General features: G+C 37.9%; 13 protein-coding genes and 2 tRNA genes. 7 read left to right on the top strand and 8 right to left on the bottom strand.

Annotation, left to right across the window (positions count from 1 at the left end; all coding sequences use genetic code 11):
- Positions 1–275 precede the first annotated feature (275 nt).
- The gene (locus tag RYK20_RS09120; protein WP_314895198.1) at positions 276–1334 is read right to left on the bottom strand and encodes an RNA ligase family protein; all 1059 of its coding nucleotides are present in this window, start codon (positions 1332–1334) and stop codon (positions 276–278) included.
- Between the two features lie 220 nt (positions 1335–1554).
- On the opposite strand from RYK20_RS09120, the gene RYK20_RS09115 reads away from it, so the two are divergent.
- The 7 genes from RYK20_RS09115 to RYK20_RS09085 all read left to right on the top strand — a co-directional run bounded on the left by RYK20_RS09115 (position 1555) and on the right by RYK20_RS09085 (position 10307).
- Entirely contained in the window at positions 1555–3450 is a 1896-nt protein-coding gene (locus tag RYK20_RS09115; protein ID WP_314895197.1) for an ABC-F family ATP-binding cassette domain-containing protein, read from the top strand.
- Between the two features lie 91 nt (positions 3451–3541).
- Positions 3542–3615 (top strand) — tRNA-Met (locus RYK20_RS09110).
- A gap of 480 nt (positions 3616–4095) precedes the next feature.
- Positions 4096–6459, top strand: a complete 2364-nt coding sequence (locus RYK20_RS09105) for a TonB-dependent receptor (RefSeq protein ID WP_314895196.1) — start codon at positions 4096–4098, stop codon at positions 6457–6459.
- Positions 6460–6462: 3 nt separating this feature from the next.
- The gene (locus RYK20_RS09100) at positions 6463–7314 is read left to right on the top strand and encodes a DUF4249 domain-containing protein (RefSeq protein ID WP_314895195.1); all 852 of its coding nucleotides are present in this window, start codon (positions 6463–6465) and stop codon (positions 7312–7314) included.
- 14 nt (positions 7315–7328) lie between these two features.
- On the top strand, positions 7329–8297 hold the full coding sequence (locus tag RYK20_RS09095) for a GSCFA domain-containing protein (protein WP_314895194.1): 969 nt from the start codon (positions 7329–7331) through the stop codon (positions 8295–8297).
- 1 nt (position 8298) lies between these two features.
- The gene (locus RYK20_RS09090) at positions 8299–8916 is read left to right on the top strand and encodes a DUF4230 domain-containing protein (RefSeq protein WP_311457306.1); all 618 of its coding nucleotides are present in this window, start codon (positions 8299–8301) and stop codon (positions 8914–8916) included.
- Positions 8917–8984: 68 nt separating this feature from the next.
- Complete coding sequence (locus RYK20_RS09085; protein WP_297978059.1) at positions 8985–10307, top strand: Na+/H+ antiporter NhaC family protein; 1323 nt, start codon at positions 8985–8987, stop codon at positions 10305–10307.
- A 4-nt stretch (positions 10308–10311) separates the two neighbouring features.
- On the opposite strand, the gene RYK20_RS09080 is transcribed toward RYK20_RS09085, so the two are convergent.
- From RYK20_RS09080 to RYK20_RS09050, 7 genes are all read right to left on the bottom strand, one after another.
- Complete coding sequence (locus RYK20_RS09080) at positions 10312–12489, bottom strand: TonB-dependent receptor (protein WP_314895192.1); 2178 nt, start codon at positions 12487–12489, stop codon at positions 10312–10314.
- Positions 12490–12650: 161 nt separating this feature from the next.
- Positions 12651–14786: a S46 family peptidase gene (locus RYK20_RS09075; protein ID WP_314895191.1), complete on the bottom strand. Its 2136-nt coding sequence runs from the start codon at positions 14784–14786 to the stop codon at positions 12651–12653.
- Positions 14787–14822: 36 nt separating this feature from the next.
- The gene (locus tag RYK20_RS09070) at positions 14823–16064 is read right to left on the bottom strand and encodes a peptidase U32 family protein (RefSeq protein WP_311457310.1); all 1242 of its coding nucleotides are present in this window, start codon (positions 16062–16064) and stop codon (positions 14823–14825) included.
- Between the two features lie 60 nt (positions 16065–16124).
- Positions 16125–17588, bottom strand: a complete 1464-nt coding sequence (locus RYK20_RS09065) for a GDSL-type esterase/lipase family protein (protein ID WP_314895190.1) — start codon at positions 17586–17588, stop codon at positions 16125–16127.
- A 135-nt stretch (positions 17589–17723) separates the two neighbouring features.
- Complete coding sequence (locus RYK20_RS09060) at positions 17724–18407, bottom strand: TIGR02117 family protein (protein WP_314895189.1); 684 nt, start codon at positions 18405–18407, stop codon at positions 17724–17726.
- Positions 18408–18572: 165 nt separating this feature from the next.
- Positions 18573–18644 (bottom strand) — tRNA-Arg (locus RYK20_RS09055).
- Positions 18645–18699: 55 nt separating this feature from the next.
- Positions 18700–19217 (bottom strand): cation-translocating P-type ATPase C-terminal domain-containing protein (locus RYK20_RS09050; protein WP_314895188.1); only part of this gene is annotated, 518 nt, incomplete at its 5' end.

Raw genomic sequence — 19217 nt, 5'->3', positions numbered from 1 at the left:
TTTTTTTAAAATTTTCGTTTAGGTTCATTCCTGAGTTTTTGGCTTCTATGATTTTGTTCTTTTAAATCAGGAATTAATTCTTCTTGTAAGAGCTTATTAGCTTGCTCAGGTGTTATATCTGGATTTTTTATTAAAAAGATTTAAAATAGTAAAATATGATCATATACTTTGGCAAAGTCCTTATACTTTGCCAAAGTAGAAAAATTGATTATTGAAATTGTATGAGAACAATTCACTTTTGATAGAAAATTACAAGATGCGAATTGTTAAAATTTCTATTTTTTACTATCATAATAGTTATTCATTATTTTGGCTGAAAAGCGTGCGTCGGGAGTTTTTACTACTATACCTTCGATTACGTGTTGAGCAAAATAAGCTTCGCAGGTAGTGAGCAATTCTTCTTTACTATTAAATTCTCTCTCAAAAATTATGGGTACAGTATCAATACCGAGCTCTTTTGCTTTAGCTATAAACTCAGCGTGTGAGAGTTTGTAGGTAATGCCTCCTCTTAGGTTATCTATACCGAAAAAACGAATATTAGCAGCTTCTTTTAAGGCTGGATTTAATTTGTTGCCTGAACTACCTACTCCTTGCCCGTTGAGCTCTCCGCGTAGTACAAGTGTTGTTTCTTGAGCAGCTCTCAGAATGTCTTGGTATTTGCTTCCATACTTGATGTAAGTTTCGGTACTTTCCACTTCTTTATCTCCTTTCTTTATGAAACGTTCCATTACATTTTTTCGTGTAGCTATGTATTCAGTAGAAATACTTATGGAAGTACCATCAATTTTTTGAGTACCAATCAGATAAATAGGAAACTGTATCTCATTCCACACATTATTAATATTTTCTTCATCTGTTTGGTACCATCCTGAAGGGAAGGGACTTAGCAGTGTGTCGCCCATCAGTTTGATAGGAGCTTCGTATTTGGTGATACCTAAAGTTTCGGCATTGATAGGCTGTGTACCTATGTGAGAAGTCACCACTGAAAGGGGCAAAAGAATCCCATTAGAATAAACTTTCTCTCCATTGGGCTCTTTGGAAAGTGCGAATTTTATGGCTCGAATACGGCGGGGTTGCTCTTCTATTTTACCCAAATAAGACTTTTTAGGGTCGCCTGATGGAGCTATAAAGTCCTGAAAAAGAGGAGTTTCTGGAACACAATAATCCGGTTGAATATAAACAGCTGTATCCCCCACTTGATAAAGATTTTTTTGGGCAACCAACTCAAATCCTGTTTCTTCTAAGGTAATGAGCTCTACACGCTCTGCCAATTCCTCTTTTTTGTAAAGTGGAAATTTGGCTTTGATAGTTACTTTTTGTACTGGTGTTGCCATAGGTCATAATGTTTGTTAGTCCAAGCAAAGATACAACTTTTTTTCGTAATAATTATTTTTTTAAATTAGCAAAATTATTTCATCTTTTTCAGCCAAATTAAATTTCATTAGCACAACTCATAAAAATCTTGAAAATGAGTTATTTTCTTTGGTTTTTAATCCTCAAAAAATTATAAAGAAAAATTTATTATCTTTGCCTCGTTTTTTTAAATATATAACTATGCTGAATGTTAGCAATTTATCTATCTCTTTTCAAGGAGAAACACTTTTTTCAGATGTGGCTTTTATGCTTAATGGCGGAAATCGTGTAGGAATTATAGGAAAGAATGGAGCAGGAAAATCAACTTTACTCAAGATTCTTTCAGGAGAAATACAGCCAGATACAGGTAATATTGCTTTAGAAAAAAATGCTAAAATAGGCTATTTAAAACAAGATATTGATTTTGTACAAGGAAGAACAGTTCTTGAAGAAGCCTATCAGGCTTTTACAAACCTAATGAGCCTTGAAGAAGAGCTTGATAGGATTCATCTAGAAATGACTGAAAGAACGGATTACGAAAGTGAAAGTTATAATGACCTCCTAATTCGCTTACACGAAGTTACTCATCAGTATGAAATATATGGAGGATACACTTACAAAGGAGATACTGAGAGAATTCTTTCTGGATTGGGATTTGAGCGGGAAGATTTCAACAAACAAACGGATAGCTTCTCTGGAGGCTGGCGTATGCGTATAGAACTTGCCAAATTACTCCTTGAAAAAAATGATATTCTATTATTAGACGAACCTACTAACCACCTTGATATTGAATCTATTATATGGTTTGAAGGATTCCTAAAATCTTTCCCTGGAGCGGTGGTAATTATCTCCCACGATAAAATGTTCCTAGATAATGTTACCAACCGAACTATCGAGATTGTATCGGGCAGAATATATGACTATCCTAAGCCCTATTCTGCTTTTCTAGAATTACGTAAAGAAATCATTGAACAACAGTTATCTGCTCAGAAGAATCAAGAAAAAATGATTCAACATACAGAGAAGCTTATTGATAAGTTTCGCGCCAAGGCCAACAAGGCTTCTATGGCACAATCTCTTATTAAGAAACTTGATCGTATTGAGCGTATAGAGGTGGATCAAGAAGATAATAGTGTTATGTCTGTTCGTTTTCCTCTTTCACAGCAACCAGGAAAGGTCGTTTTGGAGATTAGTCACGCAACAAAGAATTATGAAGGGAGAAATATCCTAAAAGATATCAATCTATTGGTGGAGCGAGGTTCTAAAATTGCATTTGTAGGACAGAATGGACAAGGAAAAACAACCCTTGCTAAGATGATTATTGGAGAAATACCCTTTGAAGGAACCATTAAGCAAGGACATAACGTTCAAATAGGTTATTTTGCTCAGAATCAGGCACATTATTTGGATGGAGAACTTACTCTGCTGGACACAATGCTCAACGCAGCCAATGATAGTAACAGAACCAAAGTTCGTGATATATTAGGCGCCTTTCTCTTTCGAGGTGATGAGGTAGAGAAAAAAGTAAAAGTACTCTCAGGAGGAGAACGGAACCGCTTAGCCCTTGCAAAAATGCTTCTTTCTTCCTTTAATGTATTGGTGATGGACGAGCCTACGAATCACTTGGATATTGCCTCAAAAAATGTATTAAAACAGGCTCTACAACAGTTCGAAGGAACTCTCATTATTGTTTCTCACGACCGAGATTTTCTCACTGGGCTTACTGAAAAAGTATATGAATTCAAGAATCATACTATTAAGGAGTATTTAGGAGATATTGATTTCTACCTAGAACAAAGAGCGGTAACTTCGTTCAGAGATATAGAAAAAGGAGACGAAAAAGTTACTATAAAGGCTCAAGAGAAGGAAAAAACAGGACTTTCTTATGAAGAACAAAAAGAAAAGAAAAAAATAAGCAACCAAATCAGTAAAATAGAGAGTCAGATTAGCCTTTTAGAGAAAGAAATTGCACAAATGGACACACAGATTATGGAAGATAGCCCCTCTGATAGTCTTTTATCCATCTATAGTCAAAAAAAGAAATCTCTAGAAAAGCTTATGGAAGAATGGGAAGAGCTCTCTTTGAAAATGCTATAACCTGAACAATTTGTAGGAAAAGAAAAATATTTTTCTCGTAACATTTTGTTATTTACAAAAAAAGTTATAATTTTGCACCCGCAAAGCAAATGGCGAGGTAGCTCAGTTGGTTAGAGCGTTGGATTCATAACCCAAAGGTCACGGGTTCAAATCCCGTCTTCGCTACTATTCCGGTGTAACTAATTGTAAATCAATTTTTTACACCGATTTTACTTTAATAGCTGGGTCAGTTTTGGGACTTTTTTGCTGTACTCAAGGGAGAAGTATTCAAAATAAGAAAATATCTGATAACAAGCTATTTACTTCTACACATAGATATATGTAGATTACAAGCCCGCAAAACTACAAAAGGGCAGAAAGCAAGAATCGTTTATTGCATTCTATAGTTAAAGTTCCTACTAAAAACGAAAAGATACCAATACACTAAAAAATTATTAGTTTCTATAGTTTTGCAAAATCTAAACAACATTTCTTACACATAAGATTCTAATTTTCAACAAATAAACAATTATATTCTTTTCTTATAAAGATAATTTTTATTTTCCATTTGGCTTTTTTCCTTTTTTTAGTACCTTTGTGCTCTGGTGATTAAGAATATTATATATTTTTATTACCTTTTCTAATAAAATATAATGTTATTTTTCAATGTCAAAATCATTTTTTATATTTCTTTGCTTATGGTGTTCCCTTCCTTTGCTAGGTCAGAAGCACACCCTAAGTGGTACCATTACTGACAGAAGTAATGGAGAAAAGCTCTTAGGTGTAAATATCTTTATTAAAGGAACCACCTATGGTACTAGTACTAATGAATATGGATTCTATTCCCTAACGCTCCCTGCTGGAAAATACAATGTTACAGTAGATTTTCTAGGATTTGAGAAGATTGTTGAGGAAATTGAACTTAAAGGGAATACACATCGTAACTTTAAACTTCAGCCTGAAGATATTGCCCTAGAAGGAATTGAAGTATCTGCCAATGCTATCCAAAAGACGAATATCCGAACTCCCCAGATGAGTGTAGCAAGTATTCCGATACAGACGATAAAGAAACTGCCTGTATTGGTGGGAGAAGTGGATATTATCAAGTCATTACAGCAACTTCCTGGGGTAAGTAATGCTGGAGAAGCCTCTTCTGGATTCAATGTGCGAGGAGGAGCTGCTGACCAGAACCTAATTATGTTGGATCAGGCAACCATCTTCAATGCCTCACACCTATTTGGCTTTCTCAGCATCTATAATGCCGATGCCATTCGTGATATGAAACTTTACAAAGGAGGAATGCCTGCTCGTTATGGCGGACGTATCTCCTCAGTGCTAGACGTATATCAGAAAGACGGAAATAATCACCAATACAGCCTCACAGGAGGTATCGGGGTACTTTCATCCAGACTCCTTGCCGAAGGTCCTATTGTTAAGGATCGTGCTTCTTTCCTTATAGGAGGACGTGCCTCTTATGCCCATCTGTTCCTAAAACTTACCAATAACTCCAATTCGGCTTATTTCTATGATCTTAACACAAAGCTCAATTACAAAATCAATGAGAATAATAACCTTTATCTCTCAGGGTATTTTGGTCGTGACGTGTTTGACCTATCCCAGACTATAAAGAACAGCTATGGGAATGCTTTGGTAAATCTCAGGTGGAATCATATCTTTGATGACCAGCTATTTTCAAATCTTTCTCTCATTTATAGTGATTATTACTATGGACTGAATGTAAATATAGCTGAATTTCAGTGGGATTCAGGTATTCGGAACTTCAATCTTATGTATGATTTCAAACATTATCTTTCCGATGCCTTCAAGGTAGATTATGGAATTCAGGGTACTTATTATAATTTTATACCAGGGAAAATTACCCCTGTAGGGAATAGTTCTACTATCACTTCCAAAGAACTCCCTCATAAGTATGCCCTAGAGCTGGGACTTTACACGGATATTGAACAGAAATTCACTAAGGATTTTACCCTTTCCTACGGGCTTCGCTGGAGCTCTTTCTACCACTTAGGAAAGCGAACTATGGATGTATATCGTAATGATGAGGCTGTTGTATTCAATCGGCAACAGCTCATCTATGAGCGGGCTACTCCTATAGGACAAAAAACATATAAGGCAGGCGAACTTATAAATACTTTTTCTTTCTTAGAACCTCGTGTAAGCCTTTCCTATGCTTTTGATGATAATCGTTCTATTAAAGCCAGCTATGCAAGAATGGCACAGTATCTACACCTGATATCGAACACCTCCTCTCCTACTCCTTTGGATGTGTGGGCTCCGAGTGATTCCTTCCTTAAGCCTCAGTCCTCCAACCAATTTGCCTTAGGATATGCTTCCAACTTTAAAGAAGGCACTTATAGCCTTGAAACAGAAGTGTTTTATAAAACTGTTCAGAACCGTTTGGATTATATAGATGGGGCTAATCTTCTAGCTAATGAATCCATAGAAAGAGAGGTACTTGCTGGGCATACACGTTCGTTAGGATGGGAGTTTTTATTAAGAAAAAATACAGGAAAGCTTACAGGCTGGCTCTCCTATACCTATTCCATTTCTAAGCAACAAACTCCTGGAAGAAATGACCAAGAAACAGGTATTAATAACGGAGAATGGTATAATACACCTTATGACAAGCCTCATAATCTATCCCTCACTGGTAGTTATGCGCTTTCCCCTAAGTGGAATATCAGTGTTGTCTTCACCTTGCAGTCAGGAATTCCTGCCAACTATCCCGTAGGAAAGTACAAATACTTCGGAGTAACTGTTTCTAATTATAGTAGCCGTAACCTATATCGACTTCCTACCTATCATAGGTTAGACCTATCAGCTTCCTATACCCCGAATCCAAACAAAAAATGGAAATCCGAATGGGTTTTTGGTGTTTATAACGTGTATAATCGTTATAATGCTGCCTCTATCTATTTTAGAAACAACAAAGAAACCCGACAAAGTGAAGCTGTAAAGCTCTCTTTATTCGGAATTGTCCCTAGTATTACATATAATTTTACTTTTTAGCCAATGAAAACTCATTTTTTATCCTCTAGAATACTATATCTCTTTGTTATTGCTACCTTTTTAACTAGTTGTGAGAAGGTTATAGAATTAGACTTGGACACCCAAGAGAAAGAACTCGTTGTAGATGGAGCCATCGACTGGGAAAAAGGTACTCAAGGACGGGAACAGAAAATCCATCTATACTTTACCCAACCTTATTATGAGCAAGGACAAGCAGAAAATGCTACTGGTGCCTCTGTATCTGTAACTGATAATCAAGGAAATACTTTCCTATTCCCAGAAACACAACCAGGGAATTATCTCTGTTCAAATTTTACCCCAGAACTAGGCAAGCAATATGAGCTTTCCATTCTTCATCAAGGCAAGCAATATAAGGCTTCAGACCTGATGAGAGAGGTTCCCCTACTCTCCGAAGCAAATATTGAACAAAGGAATGATGGAGGCTTCACCCGAGATGAGATACAGCTGACTCTTCGCTTTGATGCAAATCCTACAGAAGAAAATAACTTTATCCTAAAAATAAAGGCTTCTTCAGATGGAGTTAGTCGTATCTATGGCTTTGACGGACGCTTCTTCACCGACGGACATTTTTTCACTCAAATTGTCTCACGTAGCAGAGACAAAAACGAGAAATTTAAGCCCGGGGATACAGTTGAAATTAGTCTATATCGTGTATCAGAGAACTACAAGGATTTTATCCGGATACTCTCCAATAACAGCTCTGATAATGCAGGAGCCTTCTCTATTCCTAATCGGGTGAAAGGTAATATTGTCAATACAGAAAACTTCCTAAAGAATCCTCTAGGTGCTTTCCGTGTAGCTCAATACTCTAAAATCATCTATACCATCCGATAACTTTAGTCTATTCTATGGAATTATTGACCAAAGTAGCCCTTCCTACAATAGCTGAAAAGGATAAAATATCCTACAAGACACCTATTGTGAGTATAGGTTCCTGTTTTGCAAATCATTTGCAAGAAAAACTTGCTTACTATAAGTTCTCTACCCTCGAAAATCCACTGGGAGTGCTTTTTCATCCTCTTTCTATAGAAAAAAGTTTGGAAAGAATCTGCCAGCACTCTCTTTTTAGGGAAGAAGATTTCTTCCTGCAGGATGATCTCTGGGTATCATTTGCTTTACATTCACAATGGGCTTCCCCTTCTCTACCTGAGCTTATTAATAGGCTAAACAGTTCTCTAACTCGTTTAGGTAAATTCCTAGAACAAGCCTCTTTCTTAGTCATTACTTTGGGAACAGCTTGGGTGTATGAATATTTGGCAACAGGAGAAATTGTAGCCAACTGTCATAAGCAACCCCAAACCCTGTTCAAAAAGCAATTACTTTCTTTATCAGAAATCGTAGCTTCTCTTAAGCGTATCACAGAATTGGTTCAAAGAAAACAACCTAATATCAGAATTATCTTTACCGTCTCTCCTGTACGACATCTCAGGGATGGTGCACAGGAAAATTTGTTAAGTAAGTCATTGATTATATGCGCTATACACGAACTTTTAAGAACAGTAGAAGAAGATAAACCAAAAAATTTATTCTACTTTCCCTCTTACGAAATTCTTATGGATGAACTGAGAGATTACCGTTTCTATAAGGAAGATATGCTCCATCCTAACGAACAGGCTATACAATATATTTGGGAACGTTTTGCCCAGACTTTTTTCACCTCCGATACTCTTAAGCTAATGCAAGAAGTAGAAAGTATCCAAAGGGCTCTAGCACATCGTCCTTTTAATCCAAATAGTGCAAAACACAAAATATTTCAAGAGAATTTAGCAAAAAAAATAACTTTTTTACAAGAAAAATATCCTTTTATACAGTTTTAATATGAAAAAAATTATCATTGGAACTATTATTGGTATCGTTATTGTATTTTTATTACAATATTTTTTCCAAAAGAAAGAAGAAAACACTCAAATCACAGAAAATTCTACTCTCATACAGCAAGAAATTAAAAATGTAGGGAAGCTCGTGGTTACCGAAGGTTATTTTTCGGAAGTAATCACCTATCAAGATGCCAAGAAATACCTTAATAATTGGATTTCGTTCGACAAAAAAGCTCTTATTGTAGTGAATGCAGAAGCTACCATTTCTTATGACCTTCACCAGTTACGATATGAAATAGACCCAGCCCTTAAAGTAGTGCGCCTATTACATATTCCTCAAGAGGAACTGAAAATATACCCTAAGATACAATATTATAACCTAGAGGAAAGTTCTTTCAACCCTTTCACAGCTGAAGACCATAACAAAATTCAACAGAAAGTAACTCAACTAATTAACAAAAAAATCGAACAATCCTCTTTCAGAAGTAATGCTCAAAATCAATTACTTTCGGAACTTTCAAGAATTCTTATCCTAACCCACTCAATGGGCTGGCGTCTTGAATATACAAATACTCCCATTGAGAGAGAAAGTGATTTACTTCTCCAGTTAAAAAAATAAGAGGAAAATTAAGGATATTACGAAATTTTTTTCTAACTTTGCACCCTTATTTGTAAAATCTTTTTGTAATGTCTTCTATTGAAAAAAAAGCAAATGGCATAGCCTTGCTTCCTCTTCTTCTATTTGTAGCTATTTTCCTATGGAGTGGAATTCAGTATGGGAGTTTTTATGAATTCCCCGCTCCTATTGCTGTTTTAGTAGGAATTATAGTATCTTTCTTTCTGTTCAGGCGTAATGGAATTACCCAGAATGTAGATACTTTCATTAAAGGGTGTGGTAATCATAGCATCCTAATGATGTGCTTAATTGCTCTTCTTTCAGGGGCATTCAGTGTAGTTACCAAACAGATAGGAGCCACAGATACTTTTGTAGAAATTACTAAAAACTATCTTTCCTTACAATACTTATATGCAGGGGTGTTCCTTATCTCGTCCTTTCTTTCTTTTGCATCAGGGACTTCTGTAGGTGCTGTGGTGAGCTTGGCTCCTATTGCAGCTGGCTTTGTAGGCTTACCAAATGTAAATGTGGAACTTATCGCAGGAGCTCTTTTGGGTGGAGCTATGTTTGGCGATAATCTTTCTTTTATCTCTGATACCACTATTGCAGCGACACAATCACAAGGCTGTGAGATGAAGGATAAGTTCCGTATGAATGGAAAAATAGCTCTACCTGCCTCCTTACTTACTTTCCTAATACTCATCATTATAGGGATTTCTATTCATCCTAGCGGACAAGCTTTAAGTGAAGGTGAGGGAACTATCCAATGGCTTAATTTGCTTCCTTATATCACTGTCATTATCCTAGCTGTAGCTGGGCTCAATGTATATGTTACTTTTATCATTGGCACCATTATCTCCGGAATATTAGGTTTTAGCTATGGTTCTTTTGAAGTACTAGGCTACTGTAAAACAGTGTATGATGGATTTGCCTCTATGAATGATATTTTCTTAGTTTTTCTCTTTACTGGAGGATTAGCTCATATGATAGAGAAAGAAGGAGGAATCTCGTTCCTTACTGAGAAAATTAGCCGTTTTATCAACACCAAAGGACGCGCAATGGTAGGTATAGGAGCTTTGGTAAGCCTTATTGATGCTGCTGTAGCCAACAATACTGTAGCTATTGTCATCAGTGCACCTGTTGCTAAGAAAATCAGTGAGAAATATGGTGTTTCTCCTATCCAAACGGCTTCTATTCTGGATATTTCATCCTGTGTTATTCAAGGAATTATCCCTTATGGAGCACAAGTATTGCTACTTATCAAACTATTAGGCACCGATATCAATTATACGAGTATGATAGGGCAGACTTACTATATCTGGCTATTACTGCTTTGTATGATTCTATTTTTTGTAAAAGTTTCTCTAAAGAAAGATAGAGCAGAGATAGCCTAAGAAATTATGGAAGCTGCTCCAATATTTCCTGAGAGCGGTCTTTCCCTATGCTAATGAACCATCCTATCATAAAAGAACGTTTATAAGGAAGCGTTACAGGCAAGCGAAAACCTCCATCAGAGGCATATCTGTAAGAGAATATTTGCTCATTTCCCAGCAGATTACTCACGGCTAGTACTATCGTATGGAAGGTATTCCCCCACTTGCGTAAGAAGGCAAGGTTGGCATTGGTGGAATGTACCCAAGGCGTTCTATCTGAAAGAAAATTAGGCGTAAGAGGATTATAATAGGGTCTGCCACTGGCTATTCCATAAGAAATTCCTGTAAAGATACCTGCTTGCTCAAAGAAATACTTCAGCACTACATTTCCTGTATGCTTAGGTGCATAAGTAGGTGTCGCCCAAGAAGGAAAATCCAGATATTTCCGTTGTGTATCCAGATAAGTATAAGAAAGCCAATAATCAAATCCTTTTACCAGCTGTGCATCACGATAGAAAAGAGCAAATCCATTAGCCCAACCGTCTCCTTGATTACCTAATTGAGTTGGCGGAATTCCCGAAAAGACCTCTGTAAAACCAAAACCTTGTCCGGTAAGAAGATTTTCGTATTTTTTATAATAAATATCTGCTCGGAATATCTTTTTTTCCTTTTCATAAATGAAATTAGCGGTATAATGAGTAGCTTTCTCTGGCTGGAGATGAGGCTGTAAAGCCAAAGCAACCATCTGCGGGCGCTGTGAAAATTGCCCCACATTTGCTGAAAGCTGATGGTACTTCCCTGTGGCATAATTTAGTGTTATACGGGGCAAGAAGACAGCCTTATCCATCGTCTTATCATATTGCGAACGGAAGCCTCCTCGAAAGGAAAAATCACCTATTTTCTGAGCGATTCCTTCTATCCAAAAAGCTGTCTGATAATCATTCAAACTTAGTGCAATAGGTGTATGTGTGTTAAGATATTTGTATTGGTATAGAAACCCTTCTACCCCAGAGGAAAGCCACACAGAAGGAGATAACTTATTCAGAAGAGAAGTTCTCAACTGGTGCTGTAGCACCTGTTCCTTATCTGCTCTTTGGAAAGCCACTACCTGATCTTGGTTATAGTTAAGCCCATAGCCTATATAATATCTGCCTTCCTCAAGAAAAGTATCTTGATAGGTCATTACAGAAAGAATATTTTCGTTTTTACTCTCATAGAGATGCGTTCTCCCCTGCTCTTCTAACAGAGGTTGCTGAATCGATTGTTCTTGCTTATTGGCATATCCATACCACTTAAACCGTCCTTGCTCTCCTACATCTTGCTTAAAGGTTCCTGAGAGCATCACACTACGAGGAGCTTTATCCCATTGGGTATATTGAGGAATGAGCTGGTAATAGTGCTTAAAGTTATAATAACCAAGGTCTATATCCGCCGAAGTGCGTTCATTTCTACTGAGGTAATTATACCCACCCTGTATTCCATAAGGTGTAAGGGCAATCACAGAAGAAGATTTATTAGGGTGATCATTGGTTTCCAATTCCACTAGGGCAGAAAGTGCTTCGCCATAGGAAAGAGAATAGCCTCCAGGGGTAAAGGAAATAGACTTAAAAGTATGAGGAGAGAAGCGATTATGTTGTGCTACATCAGGCACTCCCGAGAAATAAGGACGTAGAATTTCCAGACCATCAATAAAGGTTTTGCTCTCTACCCCGCTTCCACCCCGTACAAAAAGTTCGGCACTTTCTCCTACTCGTTGCACACTAGGAAGTGTTTGCAAAGCACTAGAGATACTTCCGCCACTACCTGCAGTAGTCTCAATATCCATCGTTTGTAAGAGCATTACCTGCTTTCTATCCCTTGGAAAAAAAGCCTGTGCTGCAACTGTAATTTCTCCTATTTGCTGGTTACTCTCTCTCATTCTGACGAATATAGGAGCAACAGGAACATCCAAAGAGATAGGAAGATAGATATCCTCCATTGAGATATATTTGAAAACAAGGGTTACCTTTCCTTTTTCTTTGGTATGAAAAGAGAAATTTCCTTGTTCATCGGTACTGGTACCTTCTATAGTTCCTTGAATAAAGACATTGACCCCCAGCAGAGGAGCTTTGTGTTCATCGGTTACTTTACCTTTTAGAGTGATTTGAGCTCCTACCTTAAAAAAGAAGAAGAAAAAAAAGAGAAGTGAGAAGATATATTTCATATCGCTTATGCGCCTTATAACAATGCACAAAGATACAAAATATTTAAATACAATCTAAATAAAACTTCGCCTTGAAAAAAATAGTCTATTTATGAGAAAAATCTATTTCTTAACAAGGCGAAGCTAGTGAAATTCAATTAGAATGAAAACAAATAAAATATCTATTTAACAATCTTCATTTCGTTGAGCAAATAGCCTGCTCCTGCATATTTATCTACAATAAATAAGAAATAACGCATATCCATCATAATATTACGGCATAGCTTAGGATCATAATGGATATCACTCATTGTTCCTTCCCATACACGGTCGAAATTAATTCCGATAAGATTTCCGTTGGCGTCTATCGCAGGGCTACCTGAGTTTCCTCCTGTGGTATGACAAGTAGAGATGAAGCAAAGAGGCATTTTTCCATTTTGTCCGTAGCGTCCGTAATCTTTTTTAGCATACAGTTCACGGAGCTTTTGAGGTACATCAAATTCATAATCTCCAGGTACATATTTTTCCATTACTCCATCCAAGGTAGTAGTAGCGGCATAATCCACTCCATCGGCAGGAGAGAAGCCTGCTACTTTTCCATAAGTAACTCTTAGAGTACTATTGGCATCAGGGAATATTCTATCAGAAGGTTTAGAGAATTCCAAGATAGCTTTCATATAAGTACGTTGAAGGGCGTGGATTTGAGTACTAATGCGCGTATAGTTAGGATATACCTTGGTATCATTCATATCCATTAGTTGAGCGGCAAATTGTACCCCTATATCGTTCTTAAGCTGTTCCTTGAACTCAGCGGGAGAGAGAGCTAATACTTTTTCTATCCCTTCGTAAGAAGTAAGGAAAGAATTAGCATAGAGCTTATCTGCCAATTGCTTTGCATCAAAGTTCTGAAGGCTAGCAACGAGTAAGTTCTTAGGCATTTGTTCTGCATAGAAAACAATTATTTTCTCAAATACTTCCTTATCTACTTGCTTTACATTATCTTTGAAAACACTTTCGAAGACAGAGAGCATATTTTTCTTTCTATCAGCAAAAGCCTGTTCTCCTTTTTTATCTAATACCTGTTGCATCTGTAAGATACGCACTCCATTGGAAAGGAAATCCACAGTACGATACATCAGTTCGCTATAGAGATTATAGGCTAGGTTATAAGGTTCAAATTCCTTATAGAGTTGATTGAACTCAGGAAGAAGATTTCCGTATTCAGCTTGCTTATTGGCTTTTTCAATATTCTGCTGGAATTTGATTTCCTGTTGCTTTTTTAGTGATACTGCATCGGATTTCTTAAGACCTTTAGTCTCTCCTATCCATTTCTTCCAATAGTTCGCTGTACGGGCGTATTTAGAAGCATATTTTATCTTGATGCTATTGTCTTTACGCATAAATCCATCCTGTACTTTTAGGGCTACATCGCGGATTCCTATTCTAGCGGGATTAATCGTATTTACAATCTGCTCGACAGCCACTGATGGTAAGTATTCTTGAGTAGTTCCTGGGTATCCAAATACCATTACAAAATCTCCTTCCTTAACTCCTTTGATAGAAATAGGGAAGAAATGTTTGGGCTTGTAAGGTACGTTATCTTTGGAATATTCTGCAGGGCGATTATTTTTATCTGCATATACACGGAAGAGAGAGAAATCCCCTGTGTGGCGAGGCCATACCCAGTTATCAGTATCAGAACCGAACTTTCCAATAGAAGAAGGGGGTGCTCCTACCAAGCGGACATCCTTGAAGGTTTCAGTAACAAAAAGAATGTATTGGTTTCCATCATAGAAAGCCTTTACACTATTCTCCTGCCAAGCTTCTTTAGGAGCTGTTTTGATAGCTTGTGCTATATTCTGCTCTATGAGTTTGGCTTTTTGAGTCTCATCAGTAATCTGCTGAGTTCCTGCAAGCACTTGCTTGGTTACATCATCAATACGGACAATGAAAGTTACCTTAAGATTTTTGTTAGGGAGCTCTTCTGAGAGGTTTTTCGCCCAAAATCCGTGAGTTAGATAGTCATTCTGTAAGGAAGAGTGTGCTTGAATCTGCCCATAACCACAGTGATGGTTGGTAAGCAACAGCCCTTTATCAGAAATGATTTCAGAAGAGCATCCTCCATTAAAGTGAGGTGCGGCATCCTTAAGGCTGGACTTATTTACATTGTAGATATCAGCCACGGACATTTTCATCCCCAAGGTTTTCATCTCCTTAGCGTTCATTCCCTCTAATAAGGAAGGAATCCACATCCCGCCCTGTTGTGCATAGAGAGAAGTTACCCCTAAGAACAGAGCCATTTTTAAAATTTTTTTCATATAAATGTATTTATCTATTTACAAAACTAAGCTATCTCAGGCTTTGACCATTTTATAAAGCTTATCCGAAGGGCGTGTACGGAACTCAGTGTATATGGTACAGGAATCCCCTTTCTTAGCGGTATCTGCCAGTGAATCATTTACGTACATATCCTCCAGAACCAGCTCCTTAACTCCTGTGGTAGGACCTGTAATGAGGAGCTTATCACCTCGCTTAATATCAAAAGCCTCAATCTTAAATTCCGAAATACCTGTCTTAGGGAAGAAATGCATTGCCTTTCCTATATAGACTTTCTTCTGGGTAGCTTGAGAACCAGGAACACCGCTCCATTCCCCTAGCTTCTGTCCTAGGTAATAACCTCCCCAGAAACCTCTGTTATATACCGTAGCAAGTGCTTCCATCCATTTTTCTACCTTTTCTTTGGTATAAGTACCCTCATAATAAGCATCAATTGCCTCACGATAGGTGCGAATCACGGTAGCTACATACTCAGGAGCACGCCCACGCCCTTCTATCTTGAGTACTTTCGCACCTGTATCAATTACTTGATCCAAGAAATCCAAGGTACAGAGATCCTTAGGCGACATCATATATTCATTATCCAACTCTATTTCAAAACCACTTTCTTGGTCTATAACAGTGTATTTCTTTCTACAGTTTTGCTTACAAGCTCCACGATTAGCCGATGAATTATGGGAGTGTAGGCTCAAGTAGCATTTCCCAGAAACCGCCATACATAGGGCTCCGTGACCGAATATCTCTATCTCTACCAAGTTACCAGAAGGTCCCTTAACCTGTTCGCGTTCTACCTGTTCGCATATTTTCTTTATCTGCCTGAGGGAGAGCTCTCGGCTCATCACCATTGTATCAGCAAAGAGCGCATAAAACTTAACGGTTTCTATATTGGTAATGTTAATCTGAGTAGAAATATGCACTTCCATCCCTATCTGTCTTGCATAAGCGATGACTGCCTGATCCATTGCAATAACAGCTGTAATCTGTGCTTGCTTGGCTTTGTCCAATAGGGTCTTAATAATAGAAAGATCGTGATCGTAAATGATTGTATTGAGGGTAAGGTAGGTACGCACTTTTTTCTCTTGGCAACGCCGTGCAATCTCTTGTAAATCATCTAAAGTAAAATTAATACTTGCACGTGCTCTCATATTGAGCTGTTCTACGCCAAAATATACAGAATCCGCACCATTATCCAACGCTGCTTGTAAGGACTCAAAATTACCCGCAGGGGCCATTAGTTCTATCTTTCCCGATGTTGTCATTCTTTATTGTTAGGTGTTACAAATATACGGCTTTTTATCCGAATTTCAAAATTTGTTTTTTTATTGATTTTTCAGTGAATCTATCAGTTTATCCGAATGTAGAAGGCTATCCTTAGAGGTTAGCATCAGCTGTTGTATATCCTCTTCCGACGCCTTAGGATGCTCAAAAGAAAGATAGCCCTTAAGAAGTTCTTTATAGAGTAATTGGGCTACTTTTTTGGAACCTCGCGCATTAAAATGAGTGTAATCCTTATTCGCTAGTGCTGGAGAAGCTGTTACCCACTTCACCATAGAGCCTTTGCCCCCCATAAGTTCATACAAATTCACAAATCCAGCTCCTGTATGCAGGGCATATCTCTGCTGTGCCTTTGCCAGAGGTACCACAGCCTTATCGGTCTGCATCTCTGTTCCTACCTTGGAGGATTTATCTGCTGTGGAGACAATCAAGAATGCAGTATTAGGAAAGCACTGTCTTAGCTGGGTAACCACCTTGCTCATTCCCTTTTCATACCAACTGTAATCCAAAGTACCATAATTAAGCACATTCGCTCCAAAGTGTAGGATAATCAAGTCATAATTTCCTAGGGCAGTATTAAACTGTTGCATTAAAGGAGGATTGAACAATGATAAGGGAAGTCCTGAATTCCCTCTACTAGAGAAGTTATCAATATGTACACCTGAGGAATTTCCAGAATTCACTCCATAGATAGGAATAGAATCTGCTTTGAAGAAATTCACTCGCACTCCTTTGACATTACCTTCTGCCAATGGAAGAGCATTAAGGAGCTTATCTGCCACGAGTGGTTTGATAACACGGGTGGTATCTCCATCATAACGAATTTCTACATAAGCTTGTGTATTCCCTGAACGCCCATAGAATAAAGTAGGAGTATAGAGCTGAGAGATATGAGGTTGCCTAGAAGCCTTATAAGAAACCCAAGCGGGCGTACTTCCCTTCACAAAGAATACCTGTCCAGCAATCCCAAAAGGACGTGAAGGTCGCTTTACATTCACATAGGATTCTCTCTTCCAATTATTGGAATAAGAGTGAATCACACTTCCCCTTGAAGTTGCCGATTCAGAAGCAATAGGAATAAATCCCACCCCATTTCCTCCAAATTTATTCTGAAAGAAAGCCCTTAAGTCCTGTACAATAAAATCACCATCCGTCATAGAATCCCCAAAGTAGCCTATGCGAATGTGTCCCTCCCCTGTAAGGGCTAGTTTTTGCAGTTTTTCAAAGAAAGGAACTAAATTTTTGTGTAAAGGTAAGCTTAGTGTATCCACAGGAATAGGAACCACCGTGGAAACAGCTGTTGCAGAGGAATCTGTAGGCTTACTTATCACTTCCTCTATATCTTTCCCTGCCAGTGCTTCAAGCATCAGGCTATCCACAACTACATTGGCAGAAGGACGGGTATCCTCTGGAAATATTCGTGCGGGCAAATAGGATTTTAACCCTAAAAAAAAGAGCGTCGCTAAGAGTAAAATACTGAAAGCTTGCTTAAAATACGATGTATTCACAAAATTTAATACTACATAAAAACAACCGACAAAGGTACGAAAATAATAACGAATGATTTGTCATTCATTTGTTAATTTTTACTCCCAACTCATTTGTTAGATTTTTTCTAAATAAGCAGCAATCTATTATTCTCCTTATTTCTGATAGTTTCGCATCACATCGAAAGCAAAAGGTGTCCATATGCAGGCTTTAATACCACTTCTCTTGAGCATTGCATTAGTCCAGCTATTACAAGTAAAAAATAGATGATACCGCCCGTGTGCCTCATAAAAAGCATCTGAAGTTCCATAAACAGCATTGGTAGGCACTAGCACTCCCCTTCCCTGTTCCAGTACAAATGTCTGCTTGATATGTTCCACCAATTGGCTATAGCTTTCCTTGCTAATCTCCAAAGAAACACGCTCTGCTCCAGAAGGAATTTCCTCATAGAAAGTAGCGTGCATAAGTGTCCCTCCTTGCCCTGTAACCGCTTGAAAAGCAGTGGTAAATTTCAAGTCTGCCCAAGTAGGTGTCTCCAAGTAGAATTTCCTACATCCCCAGCCCATTGCCACATAGTGATAAGGAGCTTCTGTATCTTGCACTTGCTGAGAACTAACTACCTTCTGCCAATCAAATACCTCATTGGTCAAAGGCATTAGTATATCTGTATGCATTCCATTTGAAAGCAAATAGAGCGTAACCGATTTCTCTGGAACTACTTTTTCATTCACTAAAATTCTGGATAATAAAACACTGGAAAGCCCATATAAGAGTAGAAAAGCAAGCAAAAAAAGCACGCTATAGAGCAATCCTTTCAGGCACAGACGCACTTTTCTCATTGAAGTCGAGGATTATTTTCAACACTGCAAAGATACAACTTTTTTAATTAATAACAAAATTTATTACTATTCTTTCATAGCTAATATCACAATAAAATCTTGTTAGCAACTGTTAAACCTTTTAGCTAAAAAAGAAAAGCCTTCCCGAAGGAAAGCTTTCTTAGGTGGTCTCACCAAGAATCGAACTTGGATCAAAAGTTTAGGAAACTTCTATTCTATCCGTTGAACTATGAGACCGACTCATTATTTAGAGTGCAAAGGTACAAAATAATTATCAAATAACAAACTTATCTTATACTTTGTGCTCCTTTTTCACGGCTCTAAGGATTTCTCCTACCCAAAGTACTACACTGGTAGCACCGATGATAATTGCCCAATCTACCAATTTGAGAGGCGTTACATTGAACATCTGTCCACCGAAAGTAGTGATGAACACTTGTCCTAATACAATGGCTAAGGCGATGAGCATAAATCCTTGACTCTTGCCGAGGTTGTTGAATGCGCTCTTACCAGTGCGGTAGGCTTTGGCATTGAACATATTCCAGAATTGCAAGAATACAAATATCGAGAAGAACAAGGAAAGTTCATAAGCTGATAAATTGCCTTCGGGAGCTCCAAAATGGAAGAAATGACTGAAATAATCAGTAATTGAGAAGTCGGTGAGACTCTCTATATTTTCATTCTTAAAGTACTGAATGAAACCAAAGAGCAACAATACAAAGAATCCTCCTACCCCAAAGATGCCTTTTGCCATCGGAGAGCTGATGATATTAGCGCCACGCGCACGTGGTTTGTCGTTCATCACGCGGT

Origin of the sequence: uncultured Capnocytophaga sp. (assembly GCF_963525585.1) — a bacterium.
GTDB lineage: Bacteria > Bacteroidota > Bacteroidia > Flavobacteriales > Flavobacteriaceae > Capnocytophaga.
Note: the sequence above shows the minus strand (reverse complement) of the source record. Positions and strands in the feature narration are given on the sequence as shown.

Bases quoted from the DNA above. Each gene is read 5' to 3' on its own strand.
- RYK20_RS09120 (WP_314895198.1), bottom strand. From the start codon at position 1,334: ATGGCAACACCAGTACAAAAAGTAACTATCAAAGCCAAATTTCCACTT.
- RYK20_RS09115 (WP_314895197.1), top strand. From the start codon at position 1,555: ATGCTGAATGTTAGCAATTTATCTATCTCTTTTCAAGGAGAAACACTT.
- RYK20_RS09105 (WP_314895196.1), top strand. From the start codon at position 4,096: ATGTCAAAATCATTTTTTATATTTCTTTGCTTATGGTGTTCCCTTCCT.
- RYK20_RS09100 (WP_314895195.1), top strand. From the start codon at position 6,463: ATGAAAACTCATTTTTTATCCTCTAGAATACTATATCTCTTTGTTATT.
- RYK20_RS09095 (WP_314895194.1), top strand. From the start codon at position 7,329: ATGGAATTATTGACCAAAGTAGCCCTTCCTACAATAGCTGAAAAGGAT.
- RYK20_RS09090 (WP_311457306.1), top strand. From the start codon at position 8,299: ATGAAAAAAATTATCATTGGAACTATTATTGGTATCGTTATTGTATTT.
- RYK20_RS09085 (WP_297978059.1), top strand. From the start codon at position 8,985: ATGTCTTCTATTGAAAAAAAAGCAAATGGCATAGCCTTGCTTCCTCTT.
- RYK20_RS09080 (WP_314895192.1), bottom strand. From the start codon at position 12,489: ATGAAATATATCTTCTCACTTCTCTTTTTTTTCTTCTTCTTTTTTAAG.
- RYK20_RS09075 (WP_314895191.1), bottom strand. From the start codon at position 14,786: ATGAAAAAAATTTTAAAAATGGCTCTGTTCTTAGGGGTAACTTCTCTC.
- RYK20_RS09070 (WP_311457310.1), bottom strand. From the start codon at position 16,064: ATGACAACATCGGGAAAGATAGAACTAATGGCCCCTGCGGGTAATTTT.
- RYK20_RS09060 (WP_314895189.1), bottom strand. From the start codon at position 18,407: ATGAGAAAAGTGCGTCTGTGCCTGAAAGGATTGCTCTATAGCGTGCTT.